At 54.2% G+C, this 17,024-nt stretch carries 14 protein-coding genes and 1 tRNA gene; 9 read left to right on the top strand and 6 right to left on the bottom strand.

Features of this window, described 5'->3' with window-relative positions:
• Positions 1 to 113: 113 nt before the first annotated feature.
• The 3 genes from LMED105_RS06905 to LMED105_RS06915 are packed head-to-tail and all read left to right on the top strand — an operon-like array spanning position 114 to position 3,018.
• Positions 114 to 1,241: a Re/Si-specific NAD(P)(+) transhydrogenase subunit alpha gene (locus LMED105_RS06905; RefSeq protein ID WP_008249634.1), complete on the top strand. Its 1,128-nt coding sequence runs from the start codon at positions 114 to 116 to the stop codon at positions 1,239 to 1,241.
• A gap of 13 nt (positions 1,242 to 1,254) precedes the next feature.
• The gene (locus LMED105_RS06910; protein ID WP_008249635.1) at positions 1,255 to 1,548 is read left to right on the top strand and encodes an NAD(P) transhydrogenase subunit alpha; all 294 of its coding nucleotides are present in this window, start codon (positions 1,255 to 1,257) and stop codon (positions 1,546 to 1,548) included.
• A gap of 24 nt (positions 1,549 to 1,572) precedes the next feature.
• Positions 1,573 to 3,018 carry an NAD(P)(+) transhydrogenase (Re/Si-specific) subunit beta gene (locus tag LMED105_RS06915; RefSeq protein ID WP_040512635.1) on the top strand — a complete coding sequence of 482 codons (1,446 nt, stop codon included), beginning with the start codon at positions 1,573 to 1,575 and terminating at the stop codon, positions 3,016 to 3,018.
• Positions 3,019 to 3,070: 52 nt separating this feature from the next.
• On the opposite strand, the gene LMED105_RS06920 is transcribed toward LMED105_RS06915, so the two are convergent.
• The 3 genes from LMED105_RS06920 to LMED105_RS06930 all read right to left on the bottom strand — a co-directional run bounded on the left by LMED105_RS06920 (position 3,071) and on the right by LMED105_RS06930 (position 5,132).
• Positions 3,071 to 3,946, bottom strand: coding sequence for an alpha/beta fold hydrolase (locus LMED105_RS06920; RefSeq protein ID WP_008249638.1), 876 nt, complete (start codon positions 3,944 to 3,946; stop codon positions 3,071 to 3,073).
• Positions 3,943 to 5,031, bottom strand: coding sequence for a tRNA preQ1(34) S-adenosylmethionine ribosyltransferase-isomerase QueA (queA, locus tag LMED105_RS06925; protein WP_008249639.1), 1,089 nt, complete (start codon positions 5,029 to 5,031; stop codon positions 3,943 to 3,945). Before queA ends, LMED105_RS06920 begins: the two co-directional genes overlap by 4 nt.
• 14 nt (positions 5,032 to 5,045) lie before the next feature.
• A tRNA-Leu gene (locus tag LMED105_RS06930) sits at positions 5,046 to 5,132 on the bottom strand.
• Positions 5,133 to 5,297: 165 nt separating this feature from the next.
• On the opposite strand from LMED105_RS06930, the gene LMED105_RS16235 reads away from it, so the two are divergent.
• Positions 5,298 to 6,878: a diguanylate cyclase gene (locus LMED105_RS16235; RefSeq protein ID WP_156799583.1), complete on the top strand. Its 1,581-nt coding sequence runs from the start codon at positions 5,298 to 5,300 to the stop codon at positions 6,876 to 6,878.
• Here LMED105_RS16235 and LMED105_RS06940 read toward each other — a convergent pair.
• Positions 6,868 to 7,101 (bottom strand): CsbD family protein, encoded by a 234-nt coding sequence (locus tag LMED105_RS06940; protein WP_008249641.1) that lies wholly within the window; start codon positions 7,099 to 7,101, stop codon positions 6,868 to 6,870. The genes LMED105_RS16235 and LMED105_RS06940 overlap by 11 nt on opposite strands.
• Positions 7,102 to 7,221: 120 nt before the next feature.
• Here LMED105_RS06940 and LMED105_RS06945 point away from each other — a divergent pair, with 120 nt between their 5' ends.
• Complete coding sequence (locus LMED105_RS06945) at positions 7,222 to 8,151, top strand: NAD(P)-dependent oxidoreductase (RefSeq protein WP_008249642.1); 930 nt, start codon at positions 7,222 to 7,224, stop codon at positions 8,149 to 8,151.
• A 119-nt stretch (positions 8,152 to 8,270) separates the two neighbouring features.
• Positions 8,271 to 9,890 (top strand): DEAD/DEAH box helicase, encoded by a 1,620-nt coding sequence (locus LMED105_RS06950; protein WP_008249643.1) that lies wholly within the window; start codon positions 8,271 to 8,273, stop codon positions 9,888 to 9,890.
• Between the two features lie 9 nt (positions 9,891 to 9,899).
• On the opposite strand, the gene gluQRS is transcribed toward LMED105_RS06950, so the two are convergent.
• The gene (gluQRS, locus tag LMED105_RS06955) at positions 9,900 to 10,808 is read right to left on the bottom strand and encodes a tRNA glutamyl-Q(34) synthetase GluQRS (RefSeq protein WP_008249646.1); all 909 of its coding nucleotides are present in this window, start codon (positions 10,806 to 10,808) and stop codon (positions 9,900 to 9,902) included.
• A gap of 12 nt (positions 10,809 to 10,820) precedes the next feature.
• Positions 10,821 to 11,732, bottom strand: a complete 912-nt coding sequence (locus LMED105_RS06960; protein WP_008249648.1) for a LysR substrate-binding domain-containing protein — start codon at positions 11,730 to 11,732, stop codon at positions 10,821 to 10,823.
• Between the two features lie 98 nt (positions 11,733 to 11,830).
• Here LMED105_RS06960 and LMED105_RS06965 point away from each other — a divergent pair, with 98 nt between their 5' ends.
• From LMED105_RS06965 to dnaE, 3 genes are all read left to right on the top strand, one after another.
• Entirely contained in the window at positions 11,831 to 12,541 is a 711-nt protein-coding gene (locus LMED105_RS06965) for a pirin family protein (protein WP_008249651.1), read from the top strand.
• Between the two features lie 26 nt (positions 12,542 to 12,567).
• A complete protein-coding gene (locus LMED105_RS06970) occupies positions 12,568 to 13,128 on the top strand; it encodes a flavodoxin family protein (protein WP_008249653.1) in 561 nt (186 codons plus the stop codon).
• Between the two features lie 61 nt (positions 13,129 to 13,189).
• Positions 13,190 to 16,720, top strand: coding sequence for a DNA polymerase III subunit alpha (gene dnaE, locus LMED105_RS06975; protein WP_008249656.1), 3,531 nt, complete (start codon positions 13,190 to 13,192; stop codon positions 16,718 to 16,720).
• Positions 16,721 to 17,024 lie beyond the last annotated feature (304 nt).

The following is a 17,024-nucleotide window of genomic DNA, read 5'->3' on the forward strand; positions in this document are numbered from 1 at the left end:
GGTTGTGGTTATCCCTTAGATTGGGTGATACTACCGTGCTATAGTCCGCACCAGCAGTGTATTTGCAGTTCCTAAACATCAAATAAAAGCGCTTTCCCACAAGGAGAAGTTCCATGAAAATCGGAATCCCGGCCGAGACAAGGTCCGGAGAAACGCGTGTAGCCGCAACACCTGAAACGGTGAAGAAGCTCATTTCTCAAAAACACGAAGTGTTTGTTCAAGCAGGTGCAGGTATTGCCAGCTCGATTACCGATCAGGCCTACAGCGATGTGGGTGCCACAATCGTTGATCGCGCAATGGATGTGATCAGCAACTGCGACATGATCCTCAAGGTGCGTGCGCCAGCAGAAAACGAGTTGTCTGCTTACCGTGCAGGCCAAGTGGTGGTCGGCATGCTGAACCCCTTTGACAATGCTTCCCTGGAAGCCATGAATAAGGCTGGCCTGACTGCATTTGCGCTGGAAGCCGCGCCACGCACTACTCGCGCGCAAAGCATGGACGTGTTGTCATCACAAGCCAACATTGCCGGTTACAAAGCCGTGATGATTGCGGCCAACGTTTACCAGCGTTTTATGCCCATGTTGATGACCGCCGCCGGTACAGTCAAAGCCGCTCGCGTGTTGATTCTGGGTGTTGGTGTTGCAGGCTTGCAAGCGATTGCAACGGCCAAGCGTTTGGGTGCGGTAATTGAAGCATCTGACGTACGACCCGCCACGAAAGAACAGGTGGAATCGTTGGGTGCAAAGTTTGTGGATGTACCTTTTGAGTCAGACGAAGAACGTGAAATTGCTCAAGGCGTGGGTGGTTATGCCCGCCCCATGCCCGAAAGCTGGATGAAGCGCCAGGCCGCTGCCGTTCATGAAAAGGCGATCAAAAGCGACATCGTGATTACCACGGCATTGATTCCTGGCCGCAAGGCGCCCACATTGCTGCACGAAGACACCGTGCGTGCCATGAAGCCCGGTTCAGTCGTGATCGACCTGGCTGTGGAGCAGGGCGGCAATTGCCCCTTGTCCAAACTGAACGAGATTGTCGACGTCAACGGCGTAAAAATCGTGGGTTATGCAAACCTGGCCGCCATGGTGGCTGCGGATGCATCTGCGCTGTATGCCCGCAACGTGATCGATTTCCTGAAGCTTGTTTTCGACGGCGAAGGCACCTTCAAGATCGACATGGAAGACGACATTGTTGCTGCGTGCCTGATGTGCACCGGCGGCGAACTCAAACGCAAAAACGCTTAAGGAAGGAGCCAACATGGACGCAATTAGCCCCACCGTGGTCAACCTGATTATTTTTGTACTCGCCATTTACGTGGGTTACCACGTGGTTTGGAACGTAACCCCCGCGCTGCACACCCCCTTGATGGCGGTGACCAACGCAATTTCCGCAATCGTGATTGTGGGTGCCATGCTGGCAGCCGCGCTGACTGTAACGCCCCTGGGCAAGTTCATGGGTGTGCTGGCTGTGGCCTTGGCCGCTGTGAATGTGTTCGGTGGGTTTTTGGTCACCCGTCGCATGCTTGAAATGTTCAAGAAAAAGAACAAATAAACCAACAGCGATCTGGAGAAATTTATGGAATTGAGTTTCAACGCAGTGACGCTGTTGTATCTGGTGGCGTCAATCTGTTTCATTCAGGCTCTGAAGGGCCTTTCACACCCCACAACTTCTCGTTTGGGGAACACCTTCGGCATGGTAGGTATGGCAATTGCAATTGCCACCACAATCGGTTTGATCTTCAAGCTGGCTGAAATTGCGGGGCAATCTGCGGTGACTGGCCTGGGCTGGGTGCTGGCTGGATTGGTTGTGGGCGGTGGCTTGGGTACTATCATGGCCAAGCGCGTCGAAATGACCAAGATGCCTGAGCTCGTGGCCTTCATGCACAGCATGATTGGTTTGGCGGCTGTGGCGATTGCGGTTGCAGCTGTTGCTGAACCGGATGCCTTCGGCATCACGGCCAAAGGCAACTTCGACATTCCACTGGGCAACAAAATCGAGTTGTTCATTGGTACCTTCGTGGGTGCAATTACCTTCTCGGGTTCAGTGATCGCTTTCGGCAAGTTGAGTGGCAAGTACAAGTTCCGCCTGTTTCAAGGTGCACCTGTGCGCTTCACCGGTCAACATCAGCTCAATGCGGTGTTGGGCCTTGTGATGGTGGGCTGTGGCATCTGGTTTGCCGTGACGCAAGACTGGACACCCTTCATCATCATGACGATTGCTGCCTTCATTCTGGGTGTAACACTGATTATTCCAATCGGCGGTGCCGATATGCCCGTGGTGGTGTCCATGCTGAACAGCTATTCCGGCTGGGCGGCAGCAGGTATTGGCTTTTCGCTGAACAACAGCATGTTGATCGTGGCAGGTTCGCTGGTGGGCTCCTCTGGCGCAATTTTGTCGTACATCATGTGTAAGGCCATGAACCGTTCATTCTTCAACGTGATTCTGGGTGGTTTTGGTGGCGAGGCTGATGCAGGTGCCGCAGGCGGTGGCCAGCAACGCACCGTGAAAAGCGGTTCTTCCGACGACGTGGCTTTCTTGCTGACCAACGCTGAAACCGTGGTGATTGTGCCCGGTTATGGCCTGGCCGTTGCCCGTGCGCAGCACGCCCTGAAAGAGCTGAGTGAGAAGCTGACGCACATGGGTGTTACGGTGAAGTACGCCATTCACCCAGTTGCAGGCCGTATGCCCGGCCACATGAACGTGTTGCTGGCCGAGGCTGAAGTGCCTTACGACCAGGTGTTCGAGATGGAAGACATCAACAGCGAATTTGCGCAAACCGATGTGGTGTTGGTGCTGGGTGCGAACGACGTGGTGAACCCTGCGGCTAAAGACCCCAAGAGCCCGATTGCAGGCATGCCAATTCTGGAAGCCTACAAAGCCAAAACCATTATCGTGAACAAGCGTTCAATGAACGCGGGTTACGCCGGCTTGGACAACGAGTTGTTCTACATGGACAAGACCATGATGGTGTTTGGCGATGCCAAGAAAGTAATCGAAGACATGGTGAAAGCGGTCGAGTAAATTCGACGCAATTGCCTTGTTTTTAAGAAGCCCGGTGAGAAATCATCGGGCTTTATTTTTTTGCAATGTCGCAAATGCGTTGCACCACCAGTTCGGTGTGTTCCATGGGCAAGAAGTGCGTGGCATCGGCAATCACTTCAATGTGGGCCTTGGGCAAACGTTTTCGAATTCGCGCGTGTGCAGTGGCGGGAAACGTAGAGCCTTTGCCAGCTGCAAGAATATGGATGGGGCAGCCCGGGTCCCGAATCCAGCGTGCGGCATTGGGTTCGGTGTGTTGAAAGGTCAACGACTCCCAATGGGGTGGGCAGGCCAGTTCAACTTCATTGTTGCTGGTCGGCACAAAGCCATGTTCCACGTAGGCTTGTAACCACTCGTCGCTCCATGTTCCGAAAGCTTTTTTGCTGCGGTAATTCTCAAAAGCGTCTTGATGTGTCGGGAAACTTGCCCGCCTTCTCGCTGCTGCTGCGGCCATTGCAATTCGGTCAGCAAAGCCAAACCAATTGGCCAGGCGCAATGCAAACCCCTGCTTTGGATCCAGTAGCACCGGTTCCACCAACACAAGGCCTTTTACCTTGTCAGGCCTTTGTGCTGCAGCTGCAAGGCTGGTTGTGGCGCCAATTGAATGCCCTGCAAGCCACATGGGTTCACTGGCCTGGTCAAGCACGGCGATCAGGTCTTGGTAGTAGGTGGTCCAGCCACGAAAAGTTTTGGGGTTACCTGCCGAGCGGCTTTCGCCGTGCCCGCGCATGTCCCAGGTGTGCACATCAAAGTGAGGCAGCAATTCGCGCAGCAATGGTGTGTATGTTTTGGCGTTGAAACCTGTTGCATGGGCCCAATGCAGTTTGGGTTTGTTGCCGGATTTCGACCAGCGCATCATTTGAATGGCGCTGCCATCGTGGGAAACAATGGGGTAAGCAGATTCGATCATTCGGTGCGTTCAAGCCACATGGCGTCGCCGTAACTGAAGAACCTGTATTGTTGCGCAATTGCATGCGCATATGCATTGAGTATGTTGGTTTTTCCGGCAAAAGCAGACACCAGCATCAGCAAGGTGCTTTTGGGCAAATGGAAATTGGTGATCAGCCTGTCGACCACCTTGAAGGTATAGCCGGGCTTGATAAAAATTTGAGTGTCGCCAGCATGGCCGCTGCGCGCAAATTCTGCTGCCTTGCCCACACCCTCGGTGGTATTTAAATTGCAGCCTGTTTCTGTGGCCCAAGCCTCCAGTGCACGCAGGGAAGTGGTGCCCACTGCCACTACTCGACCACCGTTTTCTTTGGCTTTGATCATCGCGGCAATTACAGCACCTGAAATCGCATAGCGCTCGCTGTGCATCACATGTTCGTCCACGTTGTCCGTTTTCACCGGCAAGAATGTGCCAGCGCCGACGTGCAATGTCAGGTTCAGCAGTTTCACCCCGCGTGCCTGCACTTGTTGAAGCAATTGTTCGGTGAAATGCAGGCCAGCTGTGGGTGCGGCTACGGCGCCTGGCTCCCGCGCAAACACGGTTTGGTAGCGTTCGTCGTCTTGGGCATTCGCGTTGTGTTCAATGTAAGGCGGTAGGGGCAGGGCGCCATGCGCATCCAGCAGATCAGGCAGGCTGAGGCTACTTTCCAGCAACTCCAGCTCGTACATCATGTCGTGTTTGCTAAGCACGCGCGCTTTGGCCACGCCAGCCAACACCACTTCACTGCCCGGTTTGGGTGACTTGCTGGCCCGAATCATGGCGGTGAAACGCTTGTCGTCGAGAATGCGCTCCAGCATGACTTCGATTTTTCCGCCGCTGGCTTTGTGGCCCTGAAGGCGGGCCTTCAGCACTTTGGTGTCGTTGATCACCAAAACATCATTGGGTCCAAGCAAGTTTAGTACATGCTCAAACAGGCGGTCTTCGATGGGTTTGTTGTTCTCGCAAACGAGCAAGCGCGACTCTCCACGGATTTCCGGAGGATGTTGGGCAATAAGTTGTTCTGGAAGATTGAAATCGAATTCGGACAGTTTCATGGTTGCTTTCATGTTGTCCTGGGGGCTGGTGCCGAGGGCGGGAATCGAACCCGCACGTTATCTCTAACACTGGATTTTGAGTCCAGCGCGTCTACCAATTCCGCCACCTCGGCAAGCCCGCAATTATGGCAAAAAACAATATTGAACACAACACCCCTTTGCAGAAATAAGTCATTTTTTTTGCGATTGCCGAAAATGTGCCCCTCTCGTGGGATTACCGCTTGCGCAACGAACCCACATACTGCTTGTGTACCTTATCCAAAACGGGTTTGTTCACAATGTCTTTCAAGTGGAAATGGTTGCTTACTACTTTTGTAGCCCAGTTGCTGCTGGGGGGCATTTTCACGGGTATTCAATACGTACACATGGGCAAGTTGGCCGAGCAGGACTTGTTTCGGGTTCAGGAAAGTTTTCAGTCCGAATTGACCAAGGCTCATTTGGCCAGCCATGGTCACGCGCTGAATGGGCTGTCTTCGACCGTTCGGGATTTCTACTCGCGTTACAAGCCTGCTGCTGTATGGGTGAGCAAGGGCAATGAACTTGTTTATGCCATGGGCGATGTGCCCGATGAGCTGACCGTACCTGCTGCCCCTTTGTTGTCGATTTTTGATCTACCCGCTTCCGGGCAACAGTTGAAGGTGTTGTTTGATGAAAATGAGGTGTATCGCAGCCGCAATGACATGTTGTTTTACCTCGCGGGTGTGTTCCTATTGAGTGCGCTGGCTTGCTCAATGATTCTGTTGGGCTTGAGCAATACCTTGTCCGCCCGGCTCGAGGACCTTCGCAGCAAGGCCATGGAGCTGCAATCTGGAAAAATTCAGTCCCGAATCGAGGTGGCCGGACGTGATGAAATTTCCTGTCTGGGTGCGGCCTTCAACAGCATGGCTCAGGCCATTGAGTTGCAAATGAAGGCCATGGAGGAAAGTCACGCTCGGTCCGTGTCCGAGAAGAACAGGCTTGATCTGTTGTTGTCTTCTCTGGCCAGTGGTGTTGCCTATCTGGACGAGCGTTTCAATTTGCTGTACCTGAACAAAGCGCTTGCAAAAATGTTGAGAATTGACACGATCAATCCTGAGTCGGCCAAGCTGGAGGCAGTGTTAATTCAGGCCGGAGTGGTTCGAGAGCAGCGGATACGTCTAAAAGACCTGGTGACTGACTATTTTGGCAATCATGAAATGCCTGTTGAGCTGAATTTCACGGATGGTCGGGTGTTGCAATTCCGGTTTGCGGTGTACAGCGACAAAATTCAGGGGGCTCATGCGGTGTTGATTGTGGACGATGTCAGCATTCGAAAAAATGTGGAGGATCTGCGCAATGAAGTAGAGCGCGACCCGTTGACTGGTGTATTGAACCGACGGGGTTTTGATATGACTTTGGAGGCCAGGCTTTCACGACTGTTGCCCGGAGAAACTATGGGGCTCATGTTTCTCGACCTCGACGGATTTAAAGCGGTGAATGACACCCTTGGGCACAAGGCAGGTGATCAAATCCTGAAAACCAGCGCCACTTTGCTGAAAGGCGCCACCCGGAACGTAGATCATGTTGCGCGCTTGGGCGGCGACGAATTCGCCATTATTGTGGCCCGCTGCAATATTCAATTGCTTAAAAACATTGCCGAGCGAATTATTGAATCGTTTGCTTGCGACAAGTTGTTGGTGCGTGTCCGGCAAAACCATGGCTTGACGGTGTCTTGCAGTATTGGTGCGGCCATGCATCCATTGCACGGGCATTCCATTCAGCAACTGCTTGAAATTAGTGATGAGCAAATGTACCAAGCCAAGAAAGCGGGTAAAAATTGTTATCGAATTGCCGGAGTGGCCAGTGAATCGGTAATTCGTGATGCGGCAGTCAAGGTTTGAGTTTGTTGCGTATCTGGGTCAGGCTTTTGTTGACCTCTTTTCCCAAGGCTTTGCCTGTGCTTTTCACCGTGGTTTTCGCGGTCTCTGCGGCGTCTTGGGTGGCGCCTTTCAGTTTCTGAAATTGGCCTTCACGTTGCAGTTGTTTGTTGCCAGTCAGTTCGCCAATTTTTTGTTTGGTCACACCCACTGCCATATTGATTTTGCCTTCGTATTTACCCGCCACTTTTGTATCCTCCCAGTGTGTTCAGCAGTGTAACTTGCCCCGCATTTTCATGGTTAGCCCCAGTGTCGAAGCCGGCAATTAGCCGGTAGCCTTCTAGCAACCCAACTGGAGACATTGCCCATGAAGATTGTTTGGCTGGAAAGCGAGACCGTACGTACCCCCTTGCCACGCCCAGAGTGCGCACACACCTGGACTGAATACCCGTTCACCACGGCAGACACGCTGAAAGAGCGCATCAAGGATGCAGAAATTCTGATCATTAACAAGGTGAAAATCGGCCCAGCCGAGCTGGATGCAGCGCCCAAGCTGAAAATGATTCAGCTGGTGGCCACCGGTACCGACAATGTGGACAAAGTGGCTTGCGCCGAGCGCGGCATCAAGGTAAGCAATGTGGTGAATTACGGCCCTGAATCAGTGGCTGAACACGCCATGGCCTGCATTTTGCAGTTGACCCGCCGTGTGCCGGAGTGGGAAGCACTGGTGCACGATGGCAGTTGGAGCGCATCGCGCTTTTTCTGCCTGCACACACTGCCCATGCGTGGCCTGCATACCCAAACGCTGGGCGTGTTGGGCAGCGGGGCGATTGGTGGCAAGCTGATCGAATTTGCCAAGGCTTTTGGCATGACCATTTTGCACATTGAACGCCAAGGGGTAGACAAGCCGCGCGATGGTTATGTGACTTTTGAGCATGGTTTGGCTCACAGCGATGTGCTTAGCCTGCATTGCCCCTTGAATGAGCAAACCAAAGGCTTGATCGGGCCCGATACCATTCCCAAAATGAAGAAAGGCGCGATTTTGATCAACACCGCACGCGGTGGTTTGGTGCAGTTTGATGCATTGAAACAAGCCATTGAAAGTGGGCACCTGGGTGGCGCTGCACTCGATGTACTGGAAGTGGAACCACCCCCTCGCGATCACCTGATGGTGCAGTGGCAACACCCTCGCTGTATCATCACGCCGCACGTGGCCTGGGGCACTGAAAGTTCGCAAGCCAATGCGGGGCGCTTGGCTGTAAAACATGTCGACGAGTTTATTGCTGAAAACCTTTAAGCAGGCAGCGCCGATTGGCTGTTGTATGAAAAGTACATTTGCTGCACCCAGCCGGTGCAGCAAGTGAATTTAAAGCAATTGCACAAATAATAAGCATCAAATAGGCTTAGAATGCGTGCATGACACAAACTGAACCGTATACCATCAGCGCTGCTGAAGAAGCCGCACTCGCGAATGTAACCTTTGCAGACTTCGCGCTGCACCCCGACATCCAGAAAGCCATTGATGCCCAGGGGTACACCCAACCTACACCCATTCAAGCCAAAGCCATCCCGGTTGTGATGACTGGCGTAGACGTCATGGGCGCAGCCCAAACCGGTACCGGCAAGACCGCCGGGTTTTCGCTGCCCATTTTGAATCGCTTGATGCCCTTGGCCACCGAGAACACCTCGCCTGCCCGCCACCCGGTTCGTGCGCTTATTTTGACGCCCACCCGCGAATTGGCTGATCAGGTGGCTGCCAACGTGCACACTTACGCCAAGTTCACACCGCTGCGTTCAACCGTGGTGTATGGCGGTGTTGACATCAACCCCCAAATTCAGACCTTACGCCGTGGGGTTGAGTTGGTGATTGCGACGCCTGGCCGCCTGCTGGATCACGTTCAGCAAAAAAGTATTAACTTGGGACAGGTCCAGGTGCTGGTGCTGGATGAAGCCGACCGCATGCTGGACATGGGCTTTTTGCCCGACCTGCAACGAATTATCAATTTGTTGCCAAAAACGCGCCAAAACCTTTTGTTTTCAGCCACGTTTTCGCCTGAAATCCAGAAGCTGGCCAAAAGCTTCATGGTGTCGCCCACCTTGATTGAAGTGGCGCGCCGTAATGCCACATCTGAGAACATCAAGCAGGTTATTTTTGCGCTGGACAGTGAAGAAGACAAACGCATGGCGGTTTGCCACCTGATTCAAAGCAAAGCACTGAGCCAGGTGATTGTGTTTTCAAACACCAAGTTGGGCACAGCCCGATTGGCGCGCCACCTTGAAAAAGAGGGTGTGTCGAGCACAGCCATTCACGGTGACAAAACCCAGATTGAACGAACCAAATCGCTGGAAGCGTTCAAGGCTGGTGAGGTAACCGTATTGGTGGCCACCGATGTGGCAGCCCGTGGTTTGGACATTGCTGATTTGCCTTGCGTGATCAACTATGACCTGCCCACCACGCCTGAAGATTACGTGCACCGCATTGGCCGCACAGGCCGCGCGGGTGCCAAGGGCACGGCGTATTCGTTTGTCGTAAAACGCGATGAACGTGCCTTGAAAGACATTGAAAAGTTGATTGGCAAAGCCTTTGTACGTGAAGAGCTTGAGGGCTTTGTGCCCGGGGCGCGGGCGCCAAGGGAAGAGCGAAGTGGTCGCGAAGGTCGCAGTGAGGGGCGCAGCGATGGCCGCACTGAGGGCCGCACCTACGAGGGTCGTTCTGATCGTCGCCCTGCACGCAGTGGCGATGAAGCTGCGCCAGCCCGTGAACGTCGTCCGTCACGTGACATGTCCTATCAAGGTGCCCGTTTCAACGACAACGCGCCAATTCATCGCGATGCTGAATACGAACGCTTGCGCGCCAAGCTGGCCCAAACTCGGGTGAAAGACTCGCTGTTTAACCAGCCTTATCAGGAATCCAAAGAAGACAAGGCGGCTGCTGAAGCGGCTGCTTCGGGTCAATCCGCTTCGGCTGCGAACAAACCCAAGAGCAAGAATGCTGCGCCTGTGGCGTTTTTGTTGGGTGGCAACCCAAGAAACTGAGCCTAGAAACTAAGCAGCCTGTGCTGCCCGGTAGTTGGCCCAAACCGGGGTCGCCAATTCAAGCCACTGAGTTACTTCAGTGGCTTTTATTTTGCCCAAACCAAAGTGTTGCCACACGGTGTTCAAATTCAGCACCGGGTCTTGTTCAGGCACGGCCAAGGCACCGGTTTGCTTGGATAATTTTTGGCCATCTTCGGCCAATATAACGGGCAGGTGCCAATAGCTTGGGGGATTCACAATAGCTTGTGTCTCAAGCCCGCCCTGCAAGGCCTTCCAAACAGCAATTTGCCGGGCGGTGGTGTCTGCCAGGTCTTCGCCGCGCACAATGTGCGTCACCTTGCTTGCCAAATCATCGACAACCACGACTAGGTGATAAGCCCAAAACCCATCGCCTCGTTTCAATACAAAATCGCCACTACTGGCATTCAAGTCGTCATTGAATGTACCTAGCCGGTGGTCGTGCCACTGTATTGGCTCGGTCGGGCAGCGAAAACGAATTGCGCGTGCCTCGCGGCCTTCAGGCATGCCATGGCGGCAAGTGCCGGGGTAAATGCGGTTTTCGCCAAGCGCCCGCTGTGAATTGGCGTCGTCGATTTCCTTTCGGGTGCAGGCGCAGGGGTAGGTTAGGTTCAGAATGTTCAGGTGTTTCAAAGCGGTTTCATACACTGAATGCCGTTGCGATTGCACCCACACCTCCCCTTGCCATTGAAGGCCATGGCGTTTCAAGGTGCGCACAATGTGTTCAACAGAAGCCGTGTCGCAACGCCCCTCGTCAATGTCTTCAATGCGCAAAAGCCATTGCCCGTGGTGCACCTTGGCATCCAGAAAGCTGCCCAGTGCGGTGGCCAGCGAACCCAAATGCAGTGGGCCAGTGGGCGAGGGGGCGAATCGGCCAATGTAGGGCGCTGGAGCGGGCATGTTCTGCACGGTTTATTGAGGTGGCTGGAAGTTAAGTTGCACTGTGGCCAGGTGCTTGGTCCACCAGTCGAGCGCCTTGCCTTGGCTTCCGCGTTGCCATGCAAAGCACAGGCTGCTTTGCCGGGTCACATCCTCGGTTTTCTTGATCAGCAAGTCGCCGTTCGCAACTTCGTGCTCAATCAAATTCCAGGGCAGCCAGCCACAACCCAAACCGGCCAGTTGGGCTTTCACCTTGGTTTGCAGATTGGGTACCGTCAGCACGGCCTGCCCGCTTTGCAAACCAAATGTCAGGGGTTTGAAGTTTCGGGAGGTGTCACCCACGGCCACTGCACGGTATTGGCGAATGGTGTCTATGCACAAGGGCTCTTCCGCATGGGCCAGCGGATGATCGGGCGCTACCGCGAACACGAAAAGTGATTGACCGAAGCTTTGAATGTGTAAGCCGGTGGCGCTGGCAAACTGGTTTTGATCCAGACGACTGCCAATCAGTAGGTCGGCTCGACCCGAGTACAAAGCCTCCCAGGTGCCCGACAGCACTTCGCTCGAGAAACGCAGCCGGGTGGGGCTTTCCAGCGCATCAAACGCCTGAATCCAGGGAATGGCCTTCTCGAACGGCACCACTGAATCCAGCACAATCCGCAACTCGGCCTCCCAGCCACTGGCCACGGCTTTCACACGCTTGGTGAGTGCGTCGGTGCTCTCCAGTAGTTTGCGACCCTCCTCCAGCAGGGCTTTGCCCGCAGGGGTCAACTTGGCTTTGTGGCCCGACCGGTCGTAGATCAGAACATCCAGGCTTTCTTCCAGTTGTCGCAGTTGGTAGGTGATTGCCGAAGGCGCTTTGTTCAAGGCCACCGCAGCGGCGGCAAAACTGCCCCGTGCTTCAATCAATTCAAGCAGGGCAAGGCTGTCGAGGTTGATGGTCATGGGGTTCAGTTTTTTTGAATGAGTTCGTCAAATTCTACGCCTTGTTTGGCTGCATGGCACCACCTACACTGAATTCATCATTCAACAGGAGGTTGAACATGTTCCAGATCAGAAAATCCAGCGAGCGCGGTTATGCCAACCATGGTTGGCTTGAGAGCTATCACAGCTTCTCCTTTTCCAGCTACTACGATCCCAAGCACATGGGCTTTGGCCCTTTGCGCGTGATCAATGAAGACATTGTTCAACCGCAAACCGGGTTTGGTACCCATGGCCATCGCGACATGGAAATCATCACCTACATGTTGGGTGGCGAACTAAGCCACCGGGACAGTCTGGGCGGTGGTTCTGCCATCAAGCCCAATCAGATTCAGCGCATGAGCGCAGGCACCGGTATTCGCCATTCCGAAATGAATGCGCACAAAACCGAGGCTGCGCACTTGCTGCAAATCTGGATTGAGCCTGCGGTGAATGGCGTTGAACCTGGCTACAAAGACCACGACCTGGATGTGGAAAGCATTACCGGCCAGTTGGGACTGGTGGTAACAGGCGACAAAGCCGAGGCCGAGGCAAAGAAAATTGCCTTTATTCACCAGGACGCAAAAATGTACGCAGGCCGCTTGAGCAATCAAAGCGTGCACCGCGAGCTGGACCCCGCACGCAAAGGGTATCTGCATGTGGCCAAGGGTTCGCTGAGCGTGGGCAATGTGCTGTTGCAAACCGGCGATGCACTCTTGATTGCAGGTGAACGTGAGCTGAATTTTGACGTAAGTGAACAGGCCGAAGTTCTTTTCTTCGACTTGCCCGCTTGATTGTTACAACAACGAGGGAGTAAAAAATGACACAAGTTGCAATTGTTTATCACAGTGGTTACGGCCACACCGCAAAAGTGGCCGAGTTTGTTCAGCAGGGCGTGGATGCTGTGGAAGGTGTACAAAGCCACCTGATTTCTGTGAACGACGTGAACGATGCCACATGGGACGTGTTGGCCAAGGCTGACGCCATTATTTTCGGCTCGCCCACCTACATGGGCGGGGCTTCGGCAGACTTCAAAAAGTTTGCTGATGCGTCCAGCAAAGTGTGGTTCAGCCAAGGCTGGAAAAACAAGGTGGCGGGTGGTTTTACCAACTCGCTTTCCATGAGTGGCGACAAGCTCAGCACGCTGCAATATTTTGTAACCTACGCCATGCAACACGGCATGATCTGGGTGGGCAGTGCCACACCCGGCGCGCAAAAGCCAGGTGATGTGGCAGAACTGAATCGTGTGGGCTCTTGGGTGGGCGTGATGACCCAATCCGACAATGCCCCTGCAGACGTTACTCCGCCTGCGTCTGACCTTGAAACTGCGAAGATTTACGGCAGCAGGGTGGCCGAGTTTGCAAAGAAGTTGTCGGCCTAATAGTTAGCCCAAGACGTGAATGGGCTGTAATCAAATATCCGTTTGCGGATAAAATGGGGGGATGACTAATTCATCCCCCACATTGCCTTCCACGTTTGTTCACCTGCGCATGCACACCGAGTTCTCGGTGCTCGACGGCATGGTGCGCGTGGGCGAGGCTGTCAAAGCCGCCGCTGGCTGCGGTATGCCTGCCCTGGCCATTTCCGACCTGTCCAACCTGTTTGGTCTGATCAAGTTTTACGGCAAGGCGCGTGGTGCTGGCGTTAAGCCAATTGCTGCTTGCGATGTGTGGATTGAAAGCGACCGCGACGAAGAACAACCCGCACGCATGTTGTTGCTGGTGCAAAACCACAAAGGTTATTTGCAACTTTGCGAGTTGTTAAGCCGGGCGTTTTTGCGCAACCAGAAGCGCGGCAAAGCCACGCTGAAGTTTGAATGGTTTGATGAAGTGGGCTGTGATGGTCTGATCGCCATTTCAGGCTTTGCAAGTTCAGATATTGGCCAGTTCTTGCTGGGCGGCAACATGGCCCGCGCAGAAGACTCTGCCCGAAAATTCCTGAAACACTTTGAAGGCCGGTACTACATCGAGCTGCAACGCGATGGCTCAACCCAGGCCGAGAACCTGGTGAATTTGAGTTGCCAGTTGGCTGCCAAGTTGCAGTTGCCTGTGGTGGCCACGCACCCAATCCAGTTTTTGAAGCCCGAAGACTTCCGTGCGCATGAGGCGCGGGTGTGTATTGCGCAGGGCGAAATTTTGTCGAATCCGCGCAGGCCTCGCCGCTTCACCGAGCAGCAGTATTTCAAAACCGCGCAGGAAATGGCAGAACTGTTTGCCGACATTCCCAGTGCCATTCGCAACAGCATTCGAATCGCCCAGCGCTGCAATTTAACGCTTGAATTGGGCAAGCCCAAGCTGCCCGCATTCCCCACGCCCGATGGCATGACACTGGATGACTACCTGGTGCATTTGTCCAAGGAAGGTTTGGAAAAACGCTTGGCGCACCTGTTCCCGAGTATCGAGGAACGGGAAAAAATGCGTCCGGAATACGAAGCGCGTTTGAAAATTGAATGCGACACCATCATTGGGATGGGCTTTCCCGGTTACTTCCTGATCGTTCAGGACTTCATTAACTGGGGCAAGAAAAACGGTGTGCCAGTTGGCCCGGGCCGGGGCTCGGGCGCAGGTTCACTGGTGGCTTATTCACTGGGCATTACCGACCTTGATCCGCTGCGGTACGACTTGCTGTTCGAGCGTTTCTTGAACCCTGAGCGGGTTTCAATGCCCGACTTCGACATTGACTTCTGCCAGGACAACCGCGACCGCGTCATCGACTATGTGAAGCAAAACTACGGGCGCGATGCGGTCAGCCAAATCGCCACCTTCGGTACTTTGGGTGCGAAAGCAGTTATTCGTGATGCGGGCCGCGTGCTCGACATGCCCTATATGTATTGCGACGGCCTGTCGAAGCTGATTCCGCAAACCCCCGCCGACCCTTGGGACCTGGACCGGGCCATGGCCGACGAACCTACCTTCCGTGAACGGGTGGAAAACGAAGACGAAGCCAAGGAAATTATTGCCGTGGCTCGGCCACTCGAAGGCCTGACCCGCAACGTGGGTATGCACGCGGGTGGCGTGTTGATTGCGCCGGGCAAGTTGACTGACTTCTGCCCTTTGTATTGTGCCGATGGTTCTACCGATTCCGTGGTGTCGCAGTACGACAAAGACGACGTCGAAGCCGTGGGCCTGGTGAAGTTCGACTTCTTGGGTTTGCGCAACCTGACCATTCTGGACTGGGCTGTGCGCTGGGTGCGCGAAAACTATGAAGACCAGCGCGACTTCCGCTTGGAAGACCTGCCGCTGGACGACCCGGCTGTGTATCAGTTGTTCTCAGATGGCAACACCACCGCTGTGTTTCAGTCTGAATCGCGTTCCGCGAAAGACCTTGAAAAGAAATTAAAGCCTGACAACTTTGAAGACATCATCGCCTTGATGGCGCTGAACCGCCCCGGTCCTTTGGGTTCCGGCATGGTGGACGACTTTATTGCCCGTAAAAAAGAAACTTCGAAAACCGGGAAAGGGCGTGCGGAGTGGTACTTCCACCCCAAGCTCGAAGGCATCCTGAAAAGCACCTACGGTGTGATTGTTTACCAAGAGCAGGTGATGCTGGTTGCCCAAATTTTGGCGGGTTACAGCCTGGGTGGCGCCGACTTGCTTCGCCGTGCGATGGGTAAAAAGAAGCCCGAAGAAATGGCCAAGCAGCGTGAAATTTTCACGACCGGTGCAACCGAGCGCGGCGTAGACCCGGCGGTGGCCAAGCAGCTTTTCGATTTGATGGAAAAGTTTGCGGAATATGGTTTCAACAAATCACATTCGGCTGCTTACGCGCTGATTGCATATCACACGGCCTGGTTGAAGGCTCATTACCCAGCTGAGTTCATGGCGGCGTCCATGAGTTCTGACATGGACGACACCGACAAAGTAAAAATCTTTGTTGAAGACGCCATGGCCATGTGCCAGGTGCCGGGAAAAAAAGCGGGCACCACAGTCACCATGCTGGGCCCGGATGTGAACGAATCCAACTTCCGTTTCACAGCGGTGCGCATTGATGGTGAAAAACGCGCCAGCGCCATTCGTTACGGTTTGGGTGCGGTGAAAGGTACAGGCCAGGCCGCTTGTGAAGCGATTGTGGCCGAGCGCAATGCCAATGGCCCGTTCACCAGTCTGTTCGACTTTGTGAAACGGGTAGACAGCAAACAAATCAACCGCCGGGTGATTGAAGCACTGATCCGCGCAGGCGCATTCGATGCCTTGAACCCTGACCGTGCCAAATTGTTGGCCAGTTCGGGTCAGGCCATGGAATGGGCAGCACAGCAAGCTGCCACAGCCTCGCAAGTCAGCTTGTTTGGTGAAGACCTTGGGGGCGATGCGCCGCCGGAATTGGTGGAAGTACCCACCTGGAGCGAACGCGAAAAACTGCAACAAGAAAAAGCGGCCTTGGGTTATTACTTCAGCGGGCACCTGTTCAAAGCCGATGAAGCGAATGTGCGCCAGTTTGTAAAGTTGCGCCTGAAAGACCTTTCGCCTGGCCGGGACATGGTGTGGATGGCGGGTGTTATCGCATCGTTGCGCACCATGATGACCAAGCGTGGAAAAATGGCCATTGTGTTGCTCGACGATTCCACGGCACAGGTTGAGTTGTCCATTTTCAATGAGCAGTTTGAGGCCAATCGCAACTTGTTGAAAGAAGACTCCTTGCTGGTTTTACAGGGCAAGGTGTCTGAAGATTCGTACACCGGTGGTTTGCGAATTTCAGCCGAGAACCTGTATTCGCTCGCCAGTGCGCGTGCTCACTTTGTCAGCCGCTTGAGGCTGAGTATGAATGGGCAATCGGATGCTGAAAAGCTGCGCGCCATGCTGGAACCGTTTCGTGACCCGGAGCAGGGTTGCCTGGTTGAAATTGACTATCACAATGGCCATGCAGCCTGCGTGGCCCAGTTGAGCAGTGAATGGAAAGTGCGGCCCGAAGAAGATTTGCTGATTGAAATGCAAGGCTGGCTGGGTGAGGGCAAGGCGAAATGGGTGTTTGGCTAGACGAGCGGCCTTATTCTTCCAGCCAACTCAGCGGGGCTGCCCGATTCCTCACCGAAAACCGCTTCATCCCTTTTTGAATTCATTCTTGCTCACCTCCCTCGGCAAAACACATGGCCGAGTCTCGGTGTTGGCTAATCGCCAAACGCAGCGAATGAATCCAAACGGGGCGGTTTTCTTGAAGTTCGTAACAGGCAAACCCACTGCCGAGTTGGCCGAAGCACCGCCGTTGGCGAATCTTCCACACACTCCGCTAGGGCTCGGTTGCGTGATCAATCAGCAGCGATGTCCCAATCGCCTCGCCTTC

Source organism: Limnobacter sp. MED105 (assembly GCF_000170915.1).
Lineage (GTDB): Bacteria > Pseudomonadota > Gammaproteobacteria > Burkholderiales > Burkholderiaceae_B > Limnobacter.